This window comes from Chryseobacterium sp. MYb7, from assembly GCF_002979455.1.
Taxonomy (GTDB): Bacteria; Bacteroidota; Bacteroidia; order Flavobacteriales; family Weeksellaceae; genus Chryseobacterium.
In genome coordinates, this window is the sequence record NZ_PCOU01000010.1 from 115,831 (window position 1) to 133,247 (window position 17,417).

17 protein-coding genes and 4 tRNA genes are annotated in these 17,417 nt (G+C 34.8%); 15 read left to right on the forward strand and 6 right to left on the reverse strand.

The genetic code is table 11. The features are described from left to right. Window positions 1-7 precede the first annotated feature (7 nt). The 3 genes from CQ046_RS10360 (at window position 8) to CQ046_RS10370 (ending at window position 2,517) form a co-directional block, all read left to right on the forward strand. Window positions 8-838, forward strand: coding sequence for a LytTR family DNA-binding domain-containing protein (locus CQ046_RS10360; protein WP_105702171.1), 831 nt, complete (start codon window positions 8-10; stop codon window positions 836-838). 99 nt (window positions 839-937) lie between these two features. Next, window positions 938-1,729 (forward strand): CPBP family intramembrane glutamic endopeptidase, encoded by a 792-nt coding sequence (locus CQ046_RS10365; protein WP_105702172.1) that lies wholly within the window; start codon window positions 938-940, stop codon window positions 1,727-1,729. A gap of 20 nt (window positions 1,730-1,749) precedes the next feature. Beyond that, the gene (locus CQ046_RS10370) at window positions 1,750-2,517 is read left to right on the forward strand and encodes a TrmH family RNA methyltransferase (RefSeq protein ID WP_105702173.1); all 768 of its coding nucleotides are present in this window, start codon (window positions 1,750-1,752) and stop codon (window positions 2,515-2,517) included. A gap of 120 nt (window positions 2,518-2,637) precedes the next feature. Here CQ046_RS10370 and CQ046_RS10375 read toward each other — a convergent pair whose 3' ends face one another. After that, window positions 2,638-2,958: a hypothetical protein gene (locus CQ046_RS10375; protein WP_105702174.1), complete on the reverse strand. Its 321-nt coding sequence runs from the start codon at window positions 2,956-2,958 to the stop codon at window positions 2,638-2,640. A gap of 183 nt (window positions 2,959-3,141) precedes the next feature. Between CQ046_RS10375 and CQ046_RS10380 the strand changes: the two genes are divergently transcribed. Both CQ046_RS10380 and CQ046_RS10385 read left to right on the forward strand, forming a co-directional pair. After that, a complete protein-coding gene (locus CQ046_RS10380; protein ID WP_105702175.1) occupies window positions 3,142-4,323 on the forward strand; it encodes a hypothetical protein in 1,182 nt (393 codons plus the stop codon). Next, a complete protein-coding gene (locus CQ046_RS10385) occupies window positions 4,307-4,888 on the forward strand; it encodes a hypothetical protein (RefSeq protein WP_105702176.1) in 582 nt (193 codons plus the stop codon). Before CQ046_RS10380 ends, CQ046_RS10385 begins: the two co-directional genes overlap by 17 nt. Here the strand turns inward: CQ046_RS10385 and CQ046_RS10390 are convergent. Both CQ046_RS10390 and CQ046_RS10395 read right to left on the reverse strand, forming a co-directional pair. Next, a complete protein-coding gene (locus tag CQ046_RS10390) occupies window positions 4,837-5,412 on the reverse strand; it encodes a 5-formyltetrahydrofolate cyclo-ligase (RefSeq protein ID WP_105702198.1) in 576 nt (191 codons plus the stop codon). The two genes, CQ046_RS10385 and CQ046_RS10390, sit on opposite strands and share 52 nt — an antisense overlap. An 11-nt stretch (window positions 5,413-5,423) precedes the next feature. Next, the gene (locus CQ046_RS10395; RefSeq protein WP_105702177.1) at window positions 5,424-6,785 is read right to left on the reverse strand and encodes a rhodanese-related sulfurtransferase; all 1,362 of its coding nucleotides are present in this window, start codon (window positions 6,783-6,785) and stop codon (window positions 5,424-5,426) included. A gap of 362 nt (window positions 6,786-7,147) precedes the next feature. On the opposite strand from CQ046_RS10395, the gene CQ046_RS10400 reads away from it, so the two are divergent. Beyond that, complete coding sequence (locus tag CQ046_RS10400) at window positions 7,148-8,686, forward strand: trypsin-like peptidase domain-containing protein (RefSeq protein WP_105702178.1); 1,539 nt, start codon at window positions 7,148-7,150, stop codon at window positions 8,684-8,686. A 66-nt stretch (window positions 8,687-8,752) separates the two neighbouring features. Here the strand turns inward: CQ046_RS10400 and CQ046_RS10405 are convergent, their stop codons facing one another. From CQ046_RS10405 to CQ046_RS10415, 3 genes are all read right to left on the reverse strand, one after another. Beyond that, on the reverse strand, window positions 8,753-9,208 hold the full coding sequence (locus CQ046_RS10405; protein ID WP_105702179.1) for a hypothetical protein: 456 nt from the start codon (window positions 9,206-9,208) through the stop codon (window positions 8,753-8,755). Beyond that, entirely contained in the window at window positions 9,208-9,588 is a 381-nt protein-coding gene (locus tag CQ046_RS10410; protein WP_034694591.1) for a RidA family protein, read from the reverse strand. The genes CQ046_RS10405 and CQ046_RS10410 overlap by 1 nt, the downstream gene beginning before the upstream one ends. A 127-nt stretch (window positions 9,589-9,715) precedes the next feature. Further along, the gene (locus CQ046_RS10415) at window positions 9,716-12,301 is read right to left on the reverse strand and encodes a putative LPS assembly protein LptD (protein WP_105702180.1); all 2,586 of its coding nucleotides are present in this window, start codon (window positions 12,299-12,301) and stop codon (window positions 9,716-9,718) included. A 53-nt stretch (window positions 12,302-12,354) separates the two neighbouring features. Between CQ046_RS10415 and CQ046_RS10420 the strand changes: the two genes are divergently transcribed. From CQ046_RS10420 to CQ046_RS10460, 9 genes are all read left to right on the forward strand, one after another. Further along, a complete protein-coding gene (locus CQ046_RS10420) occupies window positions 12,355-13,641 on the forward strand; it encodes an N-acetylmuramoyl-L-alanine amidase (protein ID WP_105702181.1) in 1,287 nt (428 codons plus the stop codon). Window positions 13,642-13,700: 59 nt separating this feature from the next. Continuing rightward, window positions 13,701-13,775, forward strand: a tRNA-Glu gene (locus CQ046_RS10425). A gap of 346 nt (window positions 13,776-14,121) precedes the next feature. Further along, complete coding sequence (locus CQ046_RS10430) at window positions 14,122-14,442, forward strand: hypothetical protein (RefSeq protein WP_105702182.1); 321 nt, start codon at window positions 14,122-14,124, stop codon at window positions 14,440-14,442. 66 nt (window positions 14,443-14,508) lie between these two features. After that, window positions 14,509-14,763: a 30S ribosomal protein S20 gene (gene rpsT / locus CQ046_RS10435; RefSeq protein WP_002983073.1), complete on the forward strand. Its 255-nt coding sequence runs from the start codon at window positions 14,509-14,511 to the stop codon at window positions 14,761-14,763. Window positions 14,764-14,773: 10 nt separating this feature from the next. Further along, a tRNA-Glu gene (locus CQ046_RS10440) sits at window positions 14,774-14,845 on the forward strand. Window positions 14,846-14,928: 83 nt separating this feature from the next. Then, a tRNA-Glu gene (locus CQ046_RS10445) sits at window positions 14,929-15,000 on the forward strand. Between the two features lie 66 nt (window positions 15,001-15,066). Next, window positions 15,067-15,138, forward strand: a tRNA-Glu gene (locus CQ046_RS10450). Between the two features lie 379 nt (window positions 15,139-15,517). Continuing rightward, window positions 15,518-16,291, forward strand: a complete 774-nt coding sequence (locus CQ046_RS10455) for a T9SS type A sorting domain-containing protein (RefSeq protein ID WP_105702183.1) — start codon at window positions 15,518-15,520, stop codon at window positions 16,289-16,291. Window positions 16,292-16,514: 223 nt separating this feature from the next. After that, the gene (locus CQ046_RS10460) at window positions 16,515-17,303 is read left to right on the forward strand and encodes a T9SS type A sorting domain-containing protein (RefSeq protein ID WP_105702184.1); all 789 of its coding nucleotides are present in this window, start codon (window positions 16,515-16,517) and stop codon (window positions 17,301-17,303) included. The last annotated feature ends 114 nt before the right edge of the window (window positions 17,304-17,417 follow it).

A 17,417-nucleotide genomic window follows, 5' to 3' on the forward strand; every position in this document is an offset into this window, starting at 1 on the left:
TGGTTTTATGTTTTCTTTTGCATCATATCCTTACCCCAAATCCGAATCTTTCAAAGAAATTTTCGTTTCTTCACTGGGAGCAGGAATTGCTGTCTATTTGTTTCTGATTATTTTCCAGCCCTTTGGTACGGAAAGCTTTCACCATCCCTATAAGTTTTTATTACTTTTCCCCTATTGCATTATTTTTGGAACTGCATTTTTCATTGCTAATCTTATAACTTCCCGTTTTAGCAACTGGAATATTGGTGCAGAACTTTTAAAAATAATTTTCATCTTATTTCTCGGCTCTGTTCTATCCTACTTTTACAATTCGTTATTCTTAAGCCATGTAGAACTTGATCTGGGCAATTATTTTTATATGTTCCTGTATTCTTTGGCAGTCGGAATTCCCATTTCAATCATTTATATTTTATCGCGGTACATCTATTTAAAAAACATTCGTGAAAAGAAAGCCCACGATATTTCTCAACATCTTCCCGTTTTGGATCCTGAACAACAACAAAATTTGTTAAAAATATCAGCTCAGAATACAGAACTTAGCATCAATGAAAAGGATTTTCTTTGCGTTCAGTCCATGGAAAACTACTGTACGTTTTACTTTTTAGAGAATAACAGCTTAAAAAAAACAGTAATCAGAATAAGCTTTTCCAATGCTTTACAACAAATCGAAACTGATTCTGTCAAAAAATGCCACCGTTCTTATATAGTTAATCTTAGAAGGGTAAAAAATCTCAAAGGAAATGCTCAGGACTATAAATTAATTCTTCCGGAAATAGACTTTGAAATTCCGGTTTCAAGAAGTTTTATTCCTTCCATTATTCCTCAATTGCAACAGTAGTATTCTTCATTTTGTCATTCGTCACTATTCTTTGTCATTCATCACATTAAGTTGAAAACATAGATTTAAAGCCACATTTTTGCTCAAAATTTAACAGACATGAGTAAAAACATCCGCTCCTTTTCAATCTTTATTCTAGGTTTTACGACTTACTATTTCTTCGATTTTTTCTTTTTTAAAACCATACAGACTTTCTCAAAAGATTTATTTCACAGCAAAGCCATAGCTCACGTTATTGCTTATTCAGTAACTTTAATTCCATTAATGGCTACATTAAAAATTCTGTTACCCAAAAGAAGCATTTCAGAGTTGCTTTCATTAAATAAGTCCATTATCAAAGGATTCACTTTGGCACTTATAGGAACTCTGTCTATGCTTATCGGATACATGATCCATTTTACAGCAATCAGTAAAATAAATTTTGAAACACTATTTATTAATACCCTTTCATCAGCATTTTTTGAAGAGATTATTTTCAGAGCTTTTCTTATCGGAATACTATACAGGTTTACCAGGCATGGTTTTTTATCCTCGGTCTTATTAGGCTCTTTACTCTTTGCACAGGTTCATTTATATCAAAGTCAGAATATAACGGAGCTTATTGAGATATTTACCATTACGTTTTTAGGATCAGTATTCTTTTCCTGGGTATATTTTGAATCTGAATATAACTTATGGACTGCCATCTTCCTTCATTTCTTTATGAATTTGTACTGGGAAATCTTTAATGTATCAGAAAATGTTTCCGGAAACCTCTATGGAAATCTGTATAAACTGATCTCAATTGCAGTCTTGATAGTAGTTATCATCTATTTTAAAAGAAAAAATAAAATCCCGTTTGAAGTAACGTGGAAAAGCCTTTTTATCAAAACCAGAGAAGTTCAATCATAAATTTTGCATAATTTTGCAGCATGTTGATAGAAAGTTTTCAAAACGATAAAATAAAAAACGTCACTAAGCTCCTTACTGACAACAGATTCCGTAAAAAATCAAAAGTTTTTGTAGTAGAAGGCCAGCAGGAAAATGAAAGAGCTATGCAGTATGATTTTGAACCGCTGGAGTTCTTTATCTGTGAAAATATCTTTAAAGGAACTCTTCCTGATGGAAAAATACATTATGTAAGTGATAAAATATATGAAAAAATAGCTTACAGAGGAAGCTCCGAGGGAATTATCGGGGTATACCATGCTAAAGAAGCTTTACTTTCGTCATTTATTCCTAAAGAAGATTCTACGATAATTATTGTGGAAGGTGTTGAAAAACCAGGAAATCTTGGAGCTATTTTAAGAAGCTGTGAAGCTTTTGGAGTAGATGCACTGATTGTAGCTGACGGAAAAACCGATTTTTATAACCCAAATGTAATCAGATCCAGTGTAGGATGTCTTTTTGGGATGGAAGTATACCAGGCTGAAAACGAGGAAACATTGGAATTTCTACAAAAGAATAATTTCAATATCTACACTACTCTTATGGATGAAAGCGCTGAAGATCTTTATAAGCGGGATTTCAAACAGCGTTCTGCTGTATTATTCGGTACGGAACATTCCGGATTGAGTGATTTCTGGATTGGAAAAGGAAAAAACACCCTTATTCCTATGGCCGGTAGTATTGATTCTTTAAACCTGAGCAATGCAGTAGCGATTACCTGCTATGAATCTTTGAAACAGAAGAAAGGGTAAATATTATTTGAGTATTATTTCTAATATGAAATTGCTTCGCCTTCGGCTCGCAATGATTAAGCATAAAAAAACCGTTTCACTGGGTGAAACGGTTCTTTTATTGTTAAGCTTATGCTAGAATTATTTCTTAGCAGCGTCTTTTGCAGCATCTTTAGCAGCGTCAGCAGCACCTTTAGCAGCATCAGCAGCTCCTTTAGCAGCATCTTTAGCAACTTCAGCACCAGCAGCAGTAGTAGCAGCAGCAGCATCTTTAGTAGCTTCTACAGCAGTAGTTGCAGCAGAATCAACAACTTTAGCAGCAGAATCAGTAACAACAGCAGCAGAATCAGCTACAGTAGCAGCAGCAGAATCAGTTGTACCTTCAGTAGCAGTAGCTTCAGTTTTTTTACAAGCAACTAGAGAGATTGCAGCGATAGCAGCTACGAATAATGACTTTTTCATAATAAATTAAATTTAATTTTGTTAATATTGTTTTATAAAATTTTCTTCTGTTCTGTTATTTGAACAAGACAAAGGTAGAGCAGTTAGAAAGTTTGTTTATGAAAAATAATTGTAATACCTTTGTAAAATAGTTTTACAAAACAATATAGCTGATAATCAACAATTTAATTATTTTTTGAAAAATTGACAGATTTAGATCTATTACACTTTGAGCAGCTAAAAAAGGATGTTCAGGGTCAATACTTAAAAGAATATACCCCTTCGCAGGATGACATATCCAAATGGAAGGGTATAGATATTATATATTTTCAGGAAGACCTTCGAAAAAAAGCGAAAGGGAACATCAGTGAGAAGTCATTTTATACCTATTTCAAAAATTCACCAGTCACTAAACTGCCAAGAATAGACATGCTCAATTTATTGAGTATTTATGCAGGTTACGACTCCTGGTATGAATTCAAAAAACAGCATCTTTTTGCCGGTGAATTGCTTCTGGAAAATGAGAATCTTGAAGAGGAAGAAATCGATGAAATTGAAAAAACAGTTTCTGAAGCTCCAGAACTTCCAAAAACTGAAATTCAGCCTAAAAAAATCGAAATTACACCACAGGAAAATACTGATTTACAAAAATCAACTACTGAAAACCAGAACATTACACAAAACAAAACAATAACAAATGAAATTGAAATTTCATCTGTTCCACCCAAGAAAAATTTCTTCAAAAAGAACGCTTGGGCATTGGTTACTTCCGTTTTGATTACGATTACCGGTCTTTTAGGATTTAAAGATGTACTTTTTTCAAAAACTTATAAATATTGTTTCATTGATAAGGACAGAGGAGTTTCCGTAATCAACACTTTAGAAATAATGGTGGTGAAAGAAAATGAATCTCCATTGATGTATAAAATAAAGCCGGGTGAGTGTTTTTATTATTCTACCAAGGATAAAAATTTAAAAATGCGCATCAGTGCTCCTTTTTATGAACCTCTGGAAGTTAACAGAAATCTTGAAAATGCTCCTGAAGAGGAAAAAATAGAACTAAAGCCAGACGATTATAAGATGGCTGCGTATTATTTCTCCATAAAAGATATCAAAGGAGGAAATCCGGATGAGCAGGTTGCCCTTATTAAGCAAAAAAGAAATCAGCTGGAGAACCTGATCAGCAGCAATGCTGTCATCTACCAAGTGTATGATAATGACACCTATGGCATTGAAAGGCTGGATAAACAGAAATATATCACTCTGGTAACCACTCCAACGACCTCTCTGAAAAACCTGAATGTAATAGAAATGAAAAAGGATAACAACGGTAAGATTGTATCAATCAAATTTAAAATTGCTACCACAGATGAAAAGAATAAATAATCTTTTAATTTTCACCGTGCTTCTGACTTTATTTATTGCCTGTAATAATAAAACCTCAGAGGTAAGCGACCTCGATAAACTACGAAACAGCAACAATGAAAAAAGCTATCCAGCAGTACAAATGGATAGTATGCAGGCGATAAATTCCATTACCAAACAAAAAGTACAGGAACTTTTGGATCTGTCAACTCTTTATCTTAGCGGAAACAGAAATACAGAAATAGATACCGTTATTTATTCTCAGATGGAAAGCTACTTCCATAAACCTGATTCTTTAACATTTAAGACATTACTGAAAGAACTTGACAGCATGAAAGCGAAAACAGCAAAGGTGAGCAACCTGAATGTTTATAAAGAGTTTTACAAAAAAGATACGCTGGACTATGCCAAGTTTAATGTAGAATACTTTGATAACAAAAATAAATCTCTGGGAAGCTTTGAAAAGAATGCACAATATATCCTGCTTTCTACTTCCAAGCTCAAGAAAGAATTTAAATTTTACTTTTTAGATTTTTATTCCAAACCGCTTAAGAAAGACAGTACTTCTGTAGGAGTAACCAAATAGTCAAGGGGAATATCATTATCCCAGACATCATCCACATATTCATCGGGGTCAAAGTAATTGACTCCGATTTTTTTTGTCTCAATGGATATATTTTGAAACAATCCATCATAAAATCCCTTGCCATATCCTACTCTATTCCCTTTTCTGTCACAATACAACAAAGGTGTAATCACACAATCAAAAGCACTTTCACCGGAATCTTCATTAGAAACTGGCTCTGAAATACCCCAGCTATTAGTTTCAAAAATAGTGTCTTTAAAAATTTCAATAGTAATAAGTTGATCACCTACAATTTTAGGCACATAAACTCGGATATTCCGGGCTAAAAAATAGTCTATAAAGATTTGGGTATTAATTTCTTTTCTTGCCGGAATCGGGATGAAAACATGTACTTTTTTCAACTCTTCAGGTTTGAAATACTGAATGAAGTTTTCAAAAATTTTCTCAGATAACAAGAAAGCCTCATCAATAGACAAGGCTTTTCTTTTTTGGGTATATTTTTTTCTAAGCTCAGCTTTTAGCATCATAATTAAGATTATGCGTTTTGCACAATTCTATACAGTCTATCAGACAAACGAACTCTGAATGGAAGCTCGAAAGTAATTTGATCTCCTGGTCTTGCCGTTTCGCAAGGTCCTCCGTTCGCATAAATCTCAGTAATAGTAACTTCCTGCTCTCCTGTTGTAGGACCAGAAATTAATACTTTATCTCCTACTGAAAGATCTTTGTTTTCAATTAAAAACTGTGCTATTTTTGATTTTGAATAGTAATGTTCTGCTTTTCCAATCAATTCTTTTTTGACAGCAATTATTTGGCGGATATTTTTTGTTTCAGCTTTTGCTAAAGGTCTATCTGATAATTCTCCGGAGTTTTTAAATTTCAGAGCATCAGATTTTCCTTTTCTGAATACTTTATTTCCAACCTGAAGTCCTTTTCTTAGCTTCACCTGCTCATCCCAGGGTAAATGAATGGTATCCAGACATTCTGTAGAACAACAGTTTTCCATTACAGCTTTACATTCATCACATTGGATAAATAATAAGTGACAGGCATCATTCGCACAGTTCGTATGGTTATCACATGGTTTTCCGCATTGGTGACACTGTGAAATAATATCATCTGTAATTCTCTCCCCTAAACGGTGGTCAAATACAAAGTTTTTCCCAATAAACTTACTTTCTATCCCTTCTTCTTTTATCTGACGCGTATATTCAATGATACCGCCTTCTAACTGATAAACATTTTTAAAGCCCTGATGTTTGAAATAAGCACTCGCTTTTTCACAACGGATTCCTCCTGTACAGTACATCAACAGATTCTTATCTTCTTTAAAATCCTGCAGCTGTTCGTTGATAATTGGTAAACTTTCTCTGAAGTTTTCTACATCCGGAGTAATGGCTCCCTCAAAATGACCTACTTCACTTTCGTAGTGATTTCTAAAGTCTACTACAATCGTATTAGGATCTTCGAGTAAATTATTGAATTCCTGAGCTTTTAAGTGAATTCCTTTATTGGTAACATCAAAAGTTTCGTCATTCAAACCATCAGCAACGATTTTGTTTCTGACTTTTATGGTTAATTTTAAAAAAGAGTAATTGTCCTGATCTACCGCTACGTTCAAACGGATTCCCTTCATGAAGTCATAAGCTTCCAGCGTACCACGAAAAGCCTCAAACTGATCCGCAGGAACACTCATCTGAGCATTGATTCCTTCAGTTGCTACATAAATACGACCAAGCGCATCAAGTGCATTCCAGGCTATAAATAATTCGTCGCGAAATTTTTTGGGGTCTTCGATTTTGGCATACGCATAGAAAGACAAAGTAAGACGGTCTTTACCGGCTTCATCAATAAGTTGAGCTCTTTCTTCTGCGCTTAAGGTGTTATACAGTTGCATGCTATAAACGTTTTAAGTGAGAATAAAATTTTTGCAAAGATAAGAATTTTTGAATTAAGTCTATTGATGGCACAAATCACGAGTTACTAACAAACAACTGTCAGACGTAAATAATTTACATTAAAATGGTGAAAAATAAATGGTATCTTAGGGCTAATTATGCCATATTTTCTTTAATTTTTTTTTAATTTTTGTTAACTCTGACATTAACAATTATGACATAAGGTATAAAATGACATAATAGCCGTTAAATTTTAGTTAAAATTGAAACATAGCATACTAATTGCTTACTTATTTAACATTAAATTTGTTTACTCAAAAACATAATAAAGAAATTAATTAATAAACAAGAAAGATATACAATGAAGAGTACTTTAAAAAAACTATTACCATTTGCAGTAGTAGGAGTAGTCTCCGGAGCTACTACCGTTGGAGCTTTACAATATTTCGGACACAGCTCCAATAATGGAGATCAATCTTATTTCACAACAGCTGCACCTAACACTTCATTCGCAGGAATGAATACGGGAGCTGTAGGTGATGATTTTGTAAAGGCAGCTAAAACAACAGTTCCGGCTGTAGTTACCATTAAAAACTACCAAAGCAGAACAGCAAGCAGAGCTTCTGAGCAAGACTTGTTCGACTTTTTCTTCGGAGATCCTTTTGGAGGAGGAAGAGGCCAGGGACAGCAGAGACAGAAGCAGCAGCAGGCTCCTGATAATATGCCATCGGGAATGGGTTCTGGTGTAATCATCTCTCCGGACGGTTACATTATTTCCAACAACCACGTGGTAGCAGGTGCTAATAAGCTGGAAGTAGTATTAAGCAACAAGAAATCATATATCGCAACATTGATCGGTACCGACCCTAATACGGACATCTCTTTATTAAAGATTGAAGAAAAAGGTCTTCCTTATTTAAATTTCGCGAATTCTGACAATATTGATGTAGGCCAATGGGTACTTGCAGTAGGAAATCCACTTGGATTAAACTCTACGGTTACAGCAGGTATTGTTTCTGCTAAAGGAAGAGGTATCGGAATCTTAAGCAGCCAAGGAAAAGCAGCAAACCCAATCGAAAGCTTTATTCAAACGGATGCTGCGATCAACCCGGGTAACTCAGGAGGTGCTTTGGTGAATACAAATGGTGAGCTGATTGGTATCAACTCTGCGATTCAGTCTACTACAGGATATTACCAGGGATACGGATTTGCCGTACCTTCCAACCTGGCAAGAAAAATTGTTGAGGATATCAAGAAATTCGGAATTGTACAGAGAGGATTCTTAGGAATTCAGTCACTAGACCTTTCTAATGATCAATTGGTAACTTCATACAACAAGCAATTCAAAACGAATCTGAAAGTAGGTTCCGGAGTTTATGTAACAGGATTTGGGGAAAACAGCGGTGCTGAAGATGCAGGTCTGAAAAAAGGAGATGTTGTTACTAAAATTGACAATTATGACATCACAGATTTTGCAGATCTTTCTATGTCTATCGGAAGTAAGCGTCCTGGCGATAAAGTACAGGTTACTTATTTAAGAAACGGTAAAGAAAGCACTACTTCTGTAACACTCAGAGACCAAAAAGGCGGAACGTCTACCAGAACGAAAGCTGATCTTAGTGTAACGGAAAAAATCGGGGCTGAATTTGATCCTCTTACAGATCGTTTCAAAACTGAATACGGGCTGAACAGTGGTGTAGTAGCTAAAAGCGTATCTGAGGGCAGCGAAATGGCTAAAATCGGAATCGTAGACAACTATATCATCATTGAAATAAATGGCAAGCCGGTAAATTCACAGAAAGATGTAGAAAAGATCCTTGAGAAATATCAGGGGAATGTACAGGTAAAATTCGTGGATGACTACGGAAGAATCTACACAAAAGGATTCAAAATGCCTTAATCAGAAAACAAATAGTTTTTCATATCAACAAAAAACGCTGCAGAAATCTGCAGCGTTTTTTATATTTTATTTAGACTTATTCATTTTTTCAGCAATCCTTTTCTGCTTATTCCGCTCATAAATAACTTCTACAATCTTACCGCCAATCCAGGAAAACGGAAAAAAGGTAAGGAAAATAGAAATCTTATAAAATGTAGGATGATAAGGAAATATAATCACATCCAGCATCGCTATAAAGAGCATAATAAATCCGATCAGAATAGCATAAGCTACTTTCGCATATTTTACAATAATAGCAGTGGCAACTCCCCCAATTGTAGTTCCTAATCCGGAAATAAACAATAGGAAGCCGAAAAATGCTTTATCGTCTTTCATGCTGAAAAGAAACCTTTGCCAGTGCTCAAACGGAGCAAAAGCCTCAAAAGTTATCCATTGCGGAAAAGCTCTTATACCAAGAGTAATAATAAGCCCTGCAATACCAAGACCTATCAGAACCGCAATTGTATTTCTTATAAAATTCATTAATCCTGATGTGCAATCATAGAAATTTCGATATCCACATTTTTAGGCAGGCATGAAACCTGTACCGTTTCACGTGCCGGATAGCTTTCTGAATCTAAGTAAGATGCATAGATGTCATTCATTACAGCAAAATCATCCATACTCTTAAGAAAGATTGTAGCTTTTACAACGTTTTTGAAAGTCATACCAGCTTCAGTAAGAATAGCCTCAAGGTTTTTCATTACCTGGTGCGTTTCTTTTTCAATACCTTCTACCAGTTTACCAGTTGCAGGATCTACAGGAATCTGTCCGGAGATATACAAAACTCCGTTGGCCATATTAGCTTGTGAATAAGGCCCGATAGCTGCAGGTGCATTAACTGTGTTGATTATTTGTTTCATAATGGATATTTATTTTTTTCTATAGTTATGGCAGTCACAATCTCAGATATCCTCCTTAAAAGTGATTTTCCCAGAATTTATTTTGGTTGCAAATATAAAATTTATATTCTCAAATGCCAATCTGATATTAGAAAGGCGCATTTGGCTGGGTAAAACTTCTGTCTTTGTACTTCAATGCGTCACTTAAGATATTGGCTTTGATCCCAATAAAGAAGTCATATACTTTATACTGTCCAAAAGGAACCCAGTTGAAATTGATGGTAAAGCTTCGCTGATCTCTTGAAAAACCAATCCTTGTATATGCCAATTGCTTAGTCACCATATCATAATGGGTACTTCCGTTGACATTCCAGTAAGGCGTCAGCTTGATACTACCATCCAACCCAATCGATGCAATTTTGTTAGCCAATCTGCTTAATCCTTTTGAATAAGCATAGTTTGCACTGATGTTTAAAGTCCATGCCTGATTAAAGTGAGCATAATGATCATCATCAAAATAGTAATTTTCATTTCGGACTTCCCCTTTTGAAGAATATTTTTTAGCATAATCTGTCTTTTCTCCAAAAACTTCGCTGCTTAAAGGATAAGATAACTGAACATTGAATCCCTGTACACTGAAATGCCCGAACTGTTCTGTTCTTACACCCGTATCTTGTCCTGAAGAGAAATCAATTTTATATGGTTCCAGCGAAAGGCTGGTATTTACGGTAAGTTTATTATTGAAGAAAGATGACTGCCCATTGATTGAGAATACTGACCAAGGGTGATCTTTAGCTGCAAAGTTGTAGCTTCCTGCAAGGTTTAAAGATTCAAAAATTTTGATTTTCTTCACTCCTGTAGAATCGCTCTTAGACTTTACTTTCATCTCGATATTGTTACCGATATTGAAACCTAAAGCTCCCACCATTCCACTTGAAGGACTTCCGATGATTCCTTTTTCAAAAATAGAATAAGGCGTCAGCGCTCCGGTTGCGTTATAATAGTTTTTGTAATATCCAAAGTTAGGACTTGAAAAATCTGGTGCATAGGTAAAACCAATACTTGGCGTCATCATATGCCTTACTGCTTCTACCGCAGAGCCTTTTTTAAACTTCAGCATTCCATAAAGTGTTGTCTGAAGACTGGCTGTTGTAGAGAAAGTAGAATATCCTGTGAAGTTTTTATTGATTTCATCAACGGTTACATTCTTTACCGGATCGTAATATCTGTTCAGCGTTTTTGTGGTCAAAGCATTGTCGATATTCGCATTTAAAGTAAAAGTAAAATATTTTGCCAGTGTTGTATTGGTTGTTAATGCAATATTGTTTTTAAGACCCGTCTGCATTTTATCCCACATTTCTTTTTTAAATAACTCATTTTCCTGAGTATTTACGAAATTGGTAAGGTTGAAACCGGTGTTCACTGTAATATTTTCAAGAAGTCCCTGTCTGATCCCTGTTCTTGATTTAAACAGATAGAACTGGTTGATGGCAACGTTCATCTGTGGAAGGCGAAGATCTGCCAGCCCTGTTGCAAAGTTCTGGGAATAAGAAGCAGTTCCAGTAATGGTCATCGGAAGCTTCAGAAATCTTTTGGTAAGGGTTACCGTAGAGTTCTGCTGGGTATTCAATACATTCTGGTTGAAAATGTAATTGTTATTCAGCGGGTTATTATAAAACTTTGTACTCACGATATCCACAGAGGCACTGAAAGTAAGGAAAGGATTGGCTTTAGAATCCTGAGAATGCGTCCAGTTGATTCTATAGGTACTATTTTTAGTATAATCATCCAAACCTTTGATTCCTCTCACCATGGTACCAATATCTGCCGTAAAGTTTCCGGAGTAACGGTATTTTTTCTGATAATTCACCTGAGGACGTACGTTCCAGCTCCCTTTTGTATAGATATCAGCTAACACTTTAAGGTCAAAATGTTCCCCAATCGGCTGATAATATCCAATTCCGTTAAGGAAAAACCCTACATCTTCCCTTTCCCCAAAACTTGGAATCAGGATACCAGCTGCTCTTTTATCTGAAAACGGTAAAATAGCAAACGGAAGATAAAGTGGTGTAGGCACCTGTTCGATAAACATCTGGATAGGCCCTGTAACGATCTGGGATTTATTTTTGGTTTTAATCAGCTTAATATTATAAGCTCTCATAAAATAATCCGCAGCTGTATCTTTTTTCTTGATAAAATAATCATCCGTTGTATAATCCGCTTTTCTCATCGCGAATACGGAATCGTTATATTTTTTGGTCTTCTGAGCTATAATTACCCCTTCATTTTCTTCTGTTCGGGCATTGAAAGCAATTGCCTGTTTGGTTTTTGTGTTATAGCTGAATTCGTTGGTTTCGTATTTTTTCCCGGCCTGTGTAGTAATTACAGGTTCGATGATTTTTCCTAAAGAGTCTTGTTTTCCTCTCGCATAGATCAGATTTTTATTATCATCTATTGAAATATAATCTGCATCAATCTGCATATCCTGATACTTTACCTGAGCATTTTTGTTCAGGAAAGTCATTTTTTTCGGGATATCTCTTCTCTGATCATCAGCTTTTGTACGAAGAATATCGTCTAAAGCTTCTTTTTTTACAACTATGGTATCCTTTTTGGAAATAGTATCATTAACCGCATTTTTAGGCAATTTTTCAGGAGTTTTCTGTGCTAAAAAATTGTTAAAAATTAGGATAATTAAAATTTGTAATATATTTTTGAGGACGGTTTTGGCCAATGTTATTCTATATAATTAAGGCTCAAAATTAATATAATTTTTATAACTGTAAGATGTACAAACAAAATTTTAAAATAATTTTATCATTTCTCCTTCTCCTTACCAGTAACTTTATTTTCTCTCAAAAGAAGTTTACTATCGTTCTGGATGCGGGACACGGAGGAAGCGATCATGGAGCGAACAGGACTTATTCTGATATTGGAAGGGTTGCAGAAAAAGATATTACACTTGCCATTACGTTAAAAGTAGGGGCAATGTTAGAGAAAAACAGAGATTTCAAAGTAATATATACCCGAAAAATCGACGAGTACCCTTCTCTATCCGACAGAACCAATCTGGCTAACAGGAGTAAAGCTGATCTTTTTGTATCTATTCACTGTAATTCTTCTCAAAGACCTACAGCTTATGGTACAGAAACTTATGTTCAGGGACCTAACCAGAACAATGAGAACCTTGAAGTTGCCAAAAGAGAGAATGATGTAATCTTCCTTGATGAAAAAGATAAGCAGACCTTCGGATCTTATAATCCTGATTCTCCGGAATCCCTAATTGCGTTAAAACTTCAGCAAAGCAAATATCTGGAATCAAGTCTTCTTTTGGGTGGATTAGTGGAAGATAACTTTGTGAATAAAGATAAAAGATCCTCTAGAGGGGTTTTCCAGAAAAACCTTCACGTTCTCCGTATGAATGCTATGCCATCTGTACTGATAGAAACGGGATTCATCAACCATCCTGAGGAAAGCCACTATATTGCTTCAGATAAAGGACAGAGTGAGATTGCAGAGAGTATCTATAATGCAATCATAGATTACAAAAAAGCAGTTGACAGAAAATCCGGAGGTTCTTTTGCTGTAAAAAAACCTGAACCTGAAAAACCGGCAGAAGTTCCTCTGAAAAATGATTTCAGAATTCTATTAATGAGTTCACCAACAAAATATAATGAAAATGATCCTGCCCTGAAAGGTCTGAATTATATTCTGACTCTTAAAGAAAACGGACAGTATAAATACTACTACGCTGTAACAAATATGGCCTCTGTAAAAGATATTAATCTTAAAACCGCTAAAGATGCAGGATTTAGAAATGCTTTTGCTGTAGGTTTCATGCCTAACCAAAGGATTAACATGGGGTATTACACCATAGAAGTGTACTCTGGTGACAAGCTGAATGGTAACTCTTACATCCTTCAGAACCTGAAAGATGTTGAAAGAGAGAAAGACAGTGGAGTGTTCTATTATACTTATGGAAAAGTATACACATTAGAAGATGCCGTAAAACTTCAAAAAGATCTTGAAGCTAAAGGGATCAAAAACACAGTGATACAGAAAGTCTACAAATAATTTAAAAGAATAATTTTGAGGTTAAAGAGTTAATTCTTACCTTTGCAACCTCAAAATTTGGCCTATTCGTCTAGTGGTCAGGACTCAAGATTTTCATTCTTGCAACAGGGGTTCGATTCCCCTATAGGCTACCATTTTCAAACCTTTAACTGATCAGTTAAAGGTTTTTTTATTTCTTGTTTTCACCCTATTTCTCAAATTTATTCCATTTTTCAGAAGGCAGATAACTCTAAATATTGGTAATAATTCTAAAAAACGGATCTAATCAAAAAACCTACTTCCCTCATGATCTTGATGTTACAGCTCATAACATTAGATGAGTTGTTTTAAAAAGCAGTTCCATTTCATTATATATTACAAAAGCATTATATTTGCAAAAATTTTTAACCATAATTGGTCACACAAATATGGCAACACTGATGAAAAATATTATTTATAAATCATGTTTGTAGTTATCTACAGGCTACCAAATTTTATATCATGCCGGATTTAAAAATACAAGAAGCGAAATTGCTTTTTAAGAAAATCCACTCTAACCCAAAAAGTTATGATTTAAAAATCAATGAAGACGGGATTACAGGCAAAGATGATAAAATCAGTTTCAGACTTTACAGGACTGGAGAAAGGGTTGCTTTTGAAGTAACAATTGACGGACTTACTTTCACCAACACCACTGGGGAATGGAACAACGCACTGATCATGCTGGGAAATACGATCAAAAAAATAGAAAAAGAACAAGAAAATTTAAAAATAGAACAAGCAATAGATAAGCTTAGAAAGTACCTTTCAGAAGAAAATTAAAATTTTCGAAAATAAATTTGGTAGTTTTAAAAAAAGTTTATAGTTTTGCACTCACATTTAAACGATATGGCAAATCATAAATCAGCACTAAAGAGAATCAGACAAAACGAAACTAGAAGACTTCGTAACAGATATTACCACAAGACTGCTAGAACAGCTTTAAAAGCTTTAAGAAATGAAGAGAACAAAGCTGCTGCTACAGAACAACTGCCAAAAGTTATCGCTTTATTGGATAAATTAGCTAAGAAAAATATTATCCACAAGAACAAAGCTGCTAACTTGAAAAGCAAATTGACAAAGCACGTTAATAAATTAGCGTAATAATATAGCTGGCCCGTTCGTCTATCGGTTAGGACCTCAGATTTTCATTCTGGTAAGAGGGGTTCGATTCCCCTACGGGCTACTTACATCTTATAAGACCACTGTAATAACGGTGGTTTTATAAAGATCACAGTAGAAAAAAGCTATATTCAAATAAATCTAACCGGCCCGTTCGTCTATCGGTTAGGACCTCAGATTTTCATTCTGGTAAGAGGGGTTCGATTCCCCTACGGGCTACAAGATTAAGAGTTGATACTTATAAAACAAAAAACTAACACATTACTTCGGTAATGGAAGGTAGAGGGCCCGTTCGTCTATCGGTTAGGACCTCAGATTTTCATTCTGGTAAGAGGGGTTCGATTCCCCTACGGGCTACAAAAGGACTTTTTCGAAAGTCCTTTTTTCGTTTTTATACCTTCAATTTGGGAAATCTTTACCCAACAATTCTGACATCTTTTACCATTCATATCTCTGAATCGAATGATCACAGTCATCTTTTAAGATCTTCAGGTTCAATTATACCTTACCACTACAATAAAGGATTTTCTCATTATCTCCTACTTTTACCTCTTTTGTTCCGGAGGTTTTAATTTTTCAATTAAAATAAATAATATAAGTAATAGTATTTGGACAAACGAATACAAAGTCATATTAAATTTTATTAAAAATATCACTAATAATGGAAATATTATTTTTTACTTCTCCTATTAATCATTAAATTTGACTAAAACTATTCATTCAAAAAATATATAACATGAAAACTAATTTACTTTTGGGAAAACGATTCTCTTTTAAAGCCGGATTAATGGCTTTATTTTTATTTTCAGCAAGCACTTTATCTTTTGCGCAGAACAGAATTTACGCACACGCTCAAAGCTCCGGTGTATTTGGAGTAGCATGTCTGGGATGCCGTATAGACAACCCATTGAATGCCGTTGGATTTAATGAGGATGATTATTCTACAATGGTATTGGGAACAGTTTTATTAGGAGGAATACAACAAACTCTAATCTTTCCTGATCTGAGATCAGATACAAGACTTGTGGTGGGAATCGGAACAAACAACATTCCTTTATCTGTACAATTATTAAGCGGAGTAACTCTTGAAACAATGAATGGGGGAACTTCCAATGATGACCGAAGAACGATAGATGTAAGTCTTCTTAAACTAGGTGCTACACCCAACAGAGGAACAGTAGAATTCAAACCGGCAAAACCTTATGACGGAATAAGAATTGGCTTAACCGGAGGGGTTTTAAGCCTTGGCGGCGGATTCAGAATTTATTATGCTTACCAGGATCCATTAGCAAACATTATGGCTCACAGCCAGAATGGTCAGGTTACTCTTGGAGGAAATGTTCCTGTAGAAGGTTCGGAGGTCATTTTATATAATACTTCAGGAAAAGAAGTGTTCCGTTCCGTAGTAAAATCTAATACATTTGAATCTAAACAGCCGGAAGGGGTTTATATTATGAACGTACAGACTAAAGAAGGAAAAACTTATTCTAAAAAGATTATCATAAAATAATTAAATAATAGATTAATTAATACGGTAGACTTATTCAGGTCTGCCGTATTTTTTTGTGTTCGTTTTCAGAGAAGTACAAATATTTTTTATTAAATAAAAATAAATTCATAATCACAAATATCAATTAATTATTAACAAATCACATAAAAATGAAATAAAATAAGCAACATAATTAATTTATTTATAAATTTACACAAAACTAAAATCCAAAATTTTTCTACATATGAAAACTAATTTATTACTTAGCCAACGCACTATGAAAGCTGCTATTTTGGCATCATTTCTATTTTTAACAAGTACAATGTCTTTTGCACAGATTGTAAAGACGTATGCAAGCAGCCAAACCAATCAGGTATTGGGATTATGCATTGGTTGTGGGGTATTGAATCCTCAAAATGCAGTAGGAAGTAACGAGAATGATTATTCTACTCTTCAGGTATCAGTAGGATTGCTAGCGAGAACAGAACAGACATTGATCTTCCCTACTACCAACATCGCTAACAACACGAATAAACTTGTTCTTTCCATTGGGTCAAACGGGACGCCACTATCTGCTCAGGTTTTAGGAGGTGCATCCATTGAGACATTTAATGGTGATGTTTCCAATAACGACTACACAAGTCTTGCTACAAAACTTCTTACTCTTGGAGGAACAGATCCAAGCAAAGGGGAAATTGAAATGACCATGAACATTCCTTTTGACCGTATCAAAATCAATGTAAATTCAGGATTATTGAACATTGGCGGCGAACTTAGAGTATACTATGCATATCAATACAAAGATCCATTTATCAATTTTATGGCACACAGCCAGGATGGACTGTTTACTCTTGACAAAAATGTTGCTGCAGAAGGCTCGGAGGTTACTTTAACCAATACTTCCGGAAAAGAGGTATTCCGTTCTAAGCTGACATCGAATAGTTTTGATACAAAACAACCACAAGGAGTATATATTATGAAGCTTCAAACTAAAGAAGGAAAAACATACTCTAAAAAAGTGATCATCAAATAAAAAGACATAACAAATCGAACCCGGCAAGCCTTTCAAGCTTGCCGGGTTTTTTATGAAATTAATTCAGACTTATTCATGATTCAAAAATTTCTCTTTCAAATCATAAAAAAATCC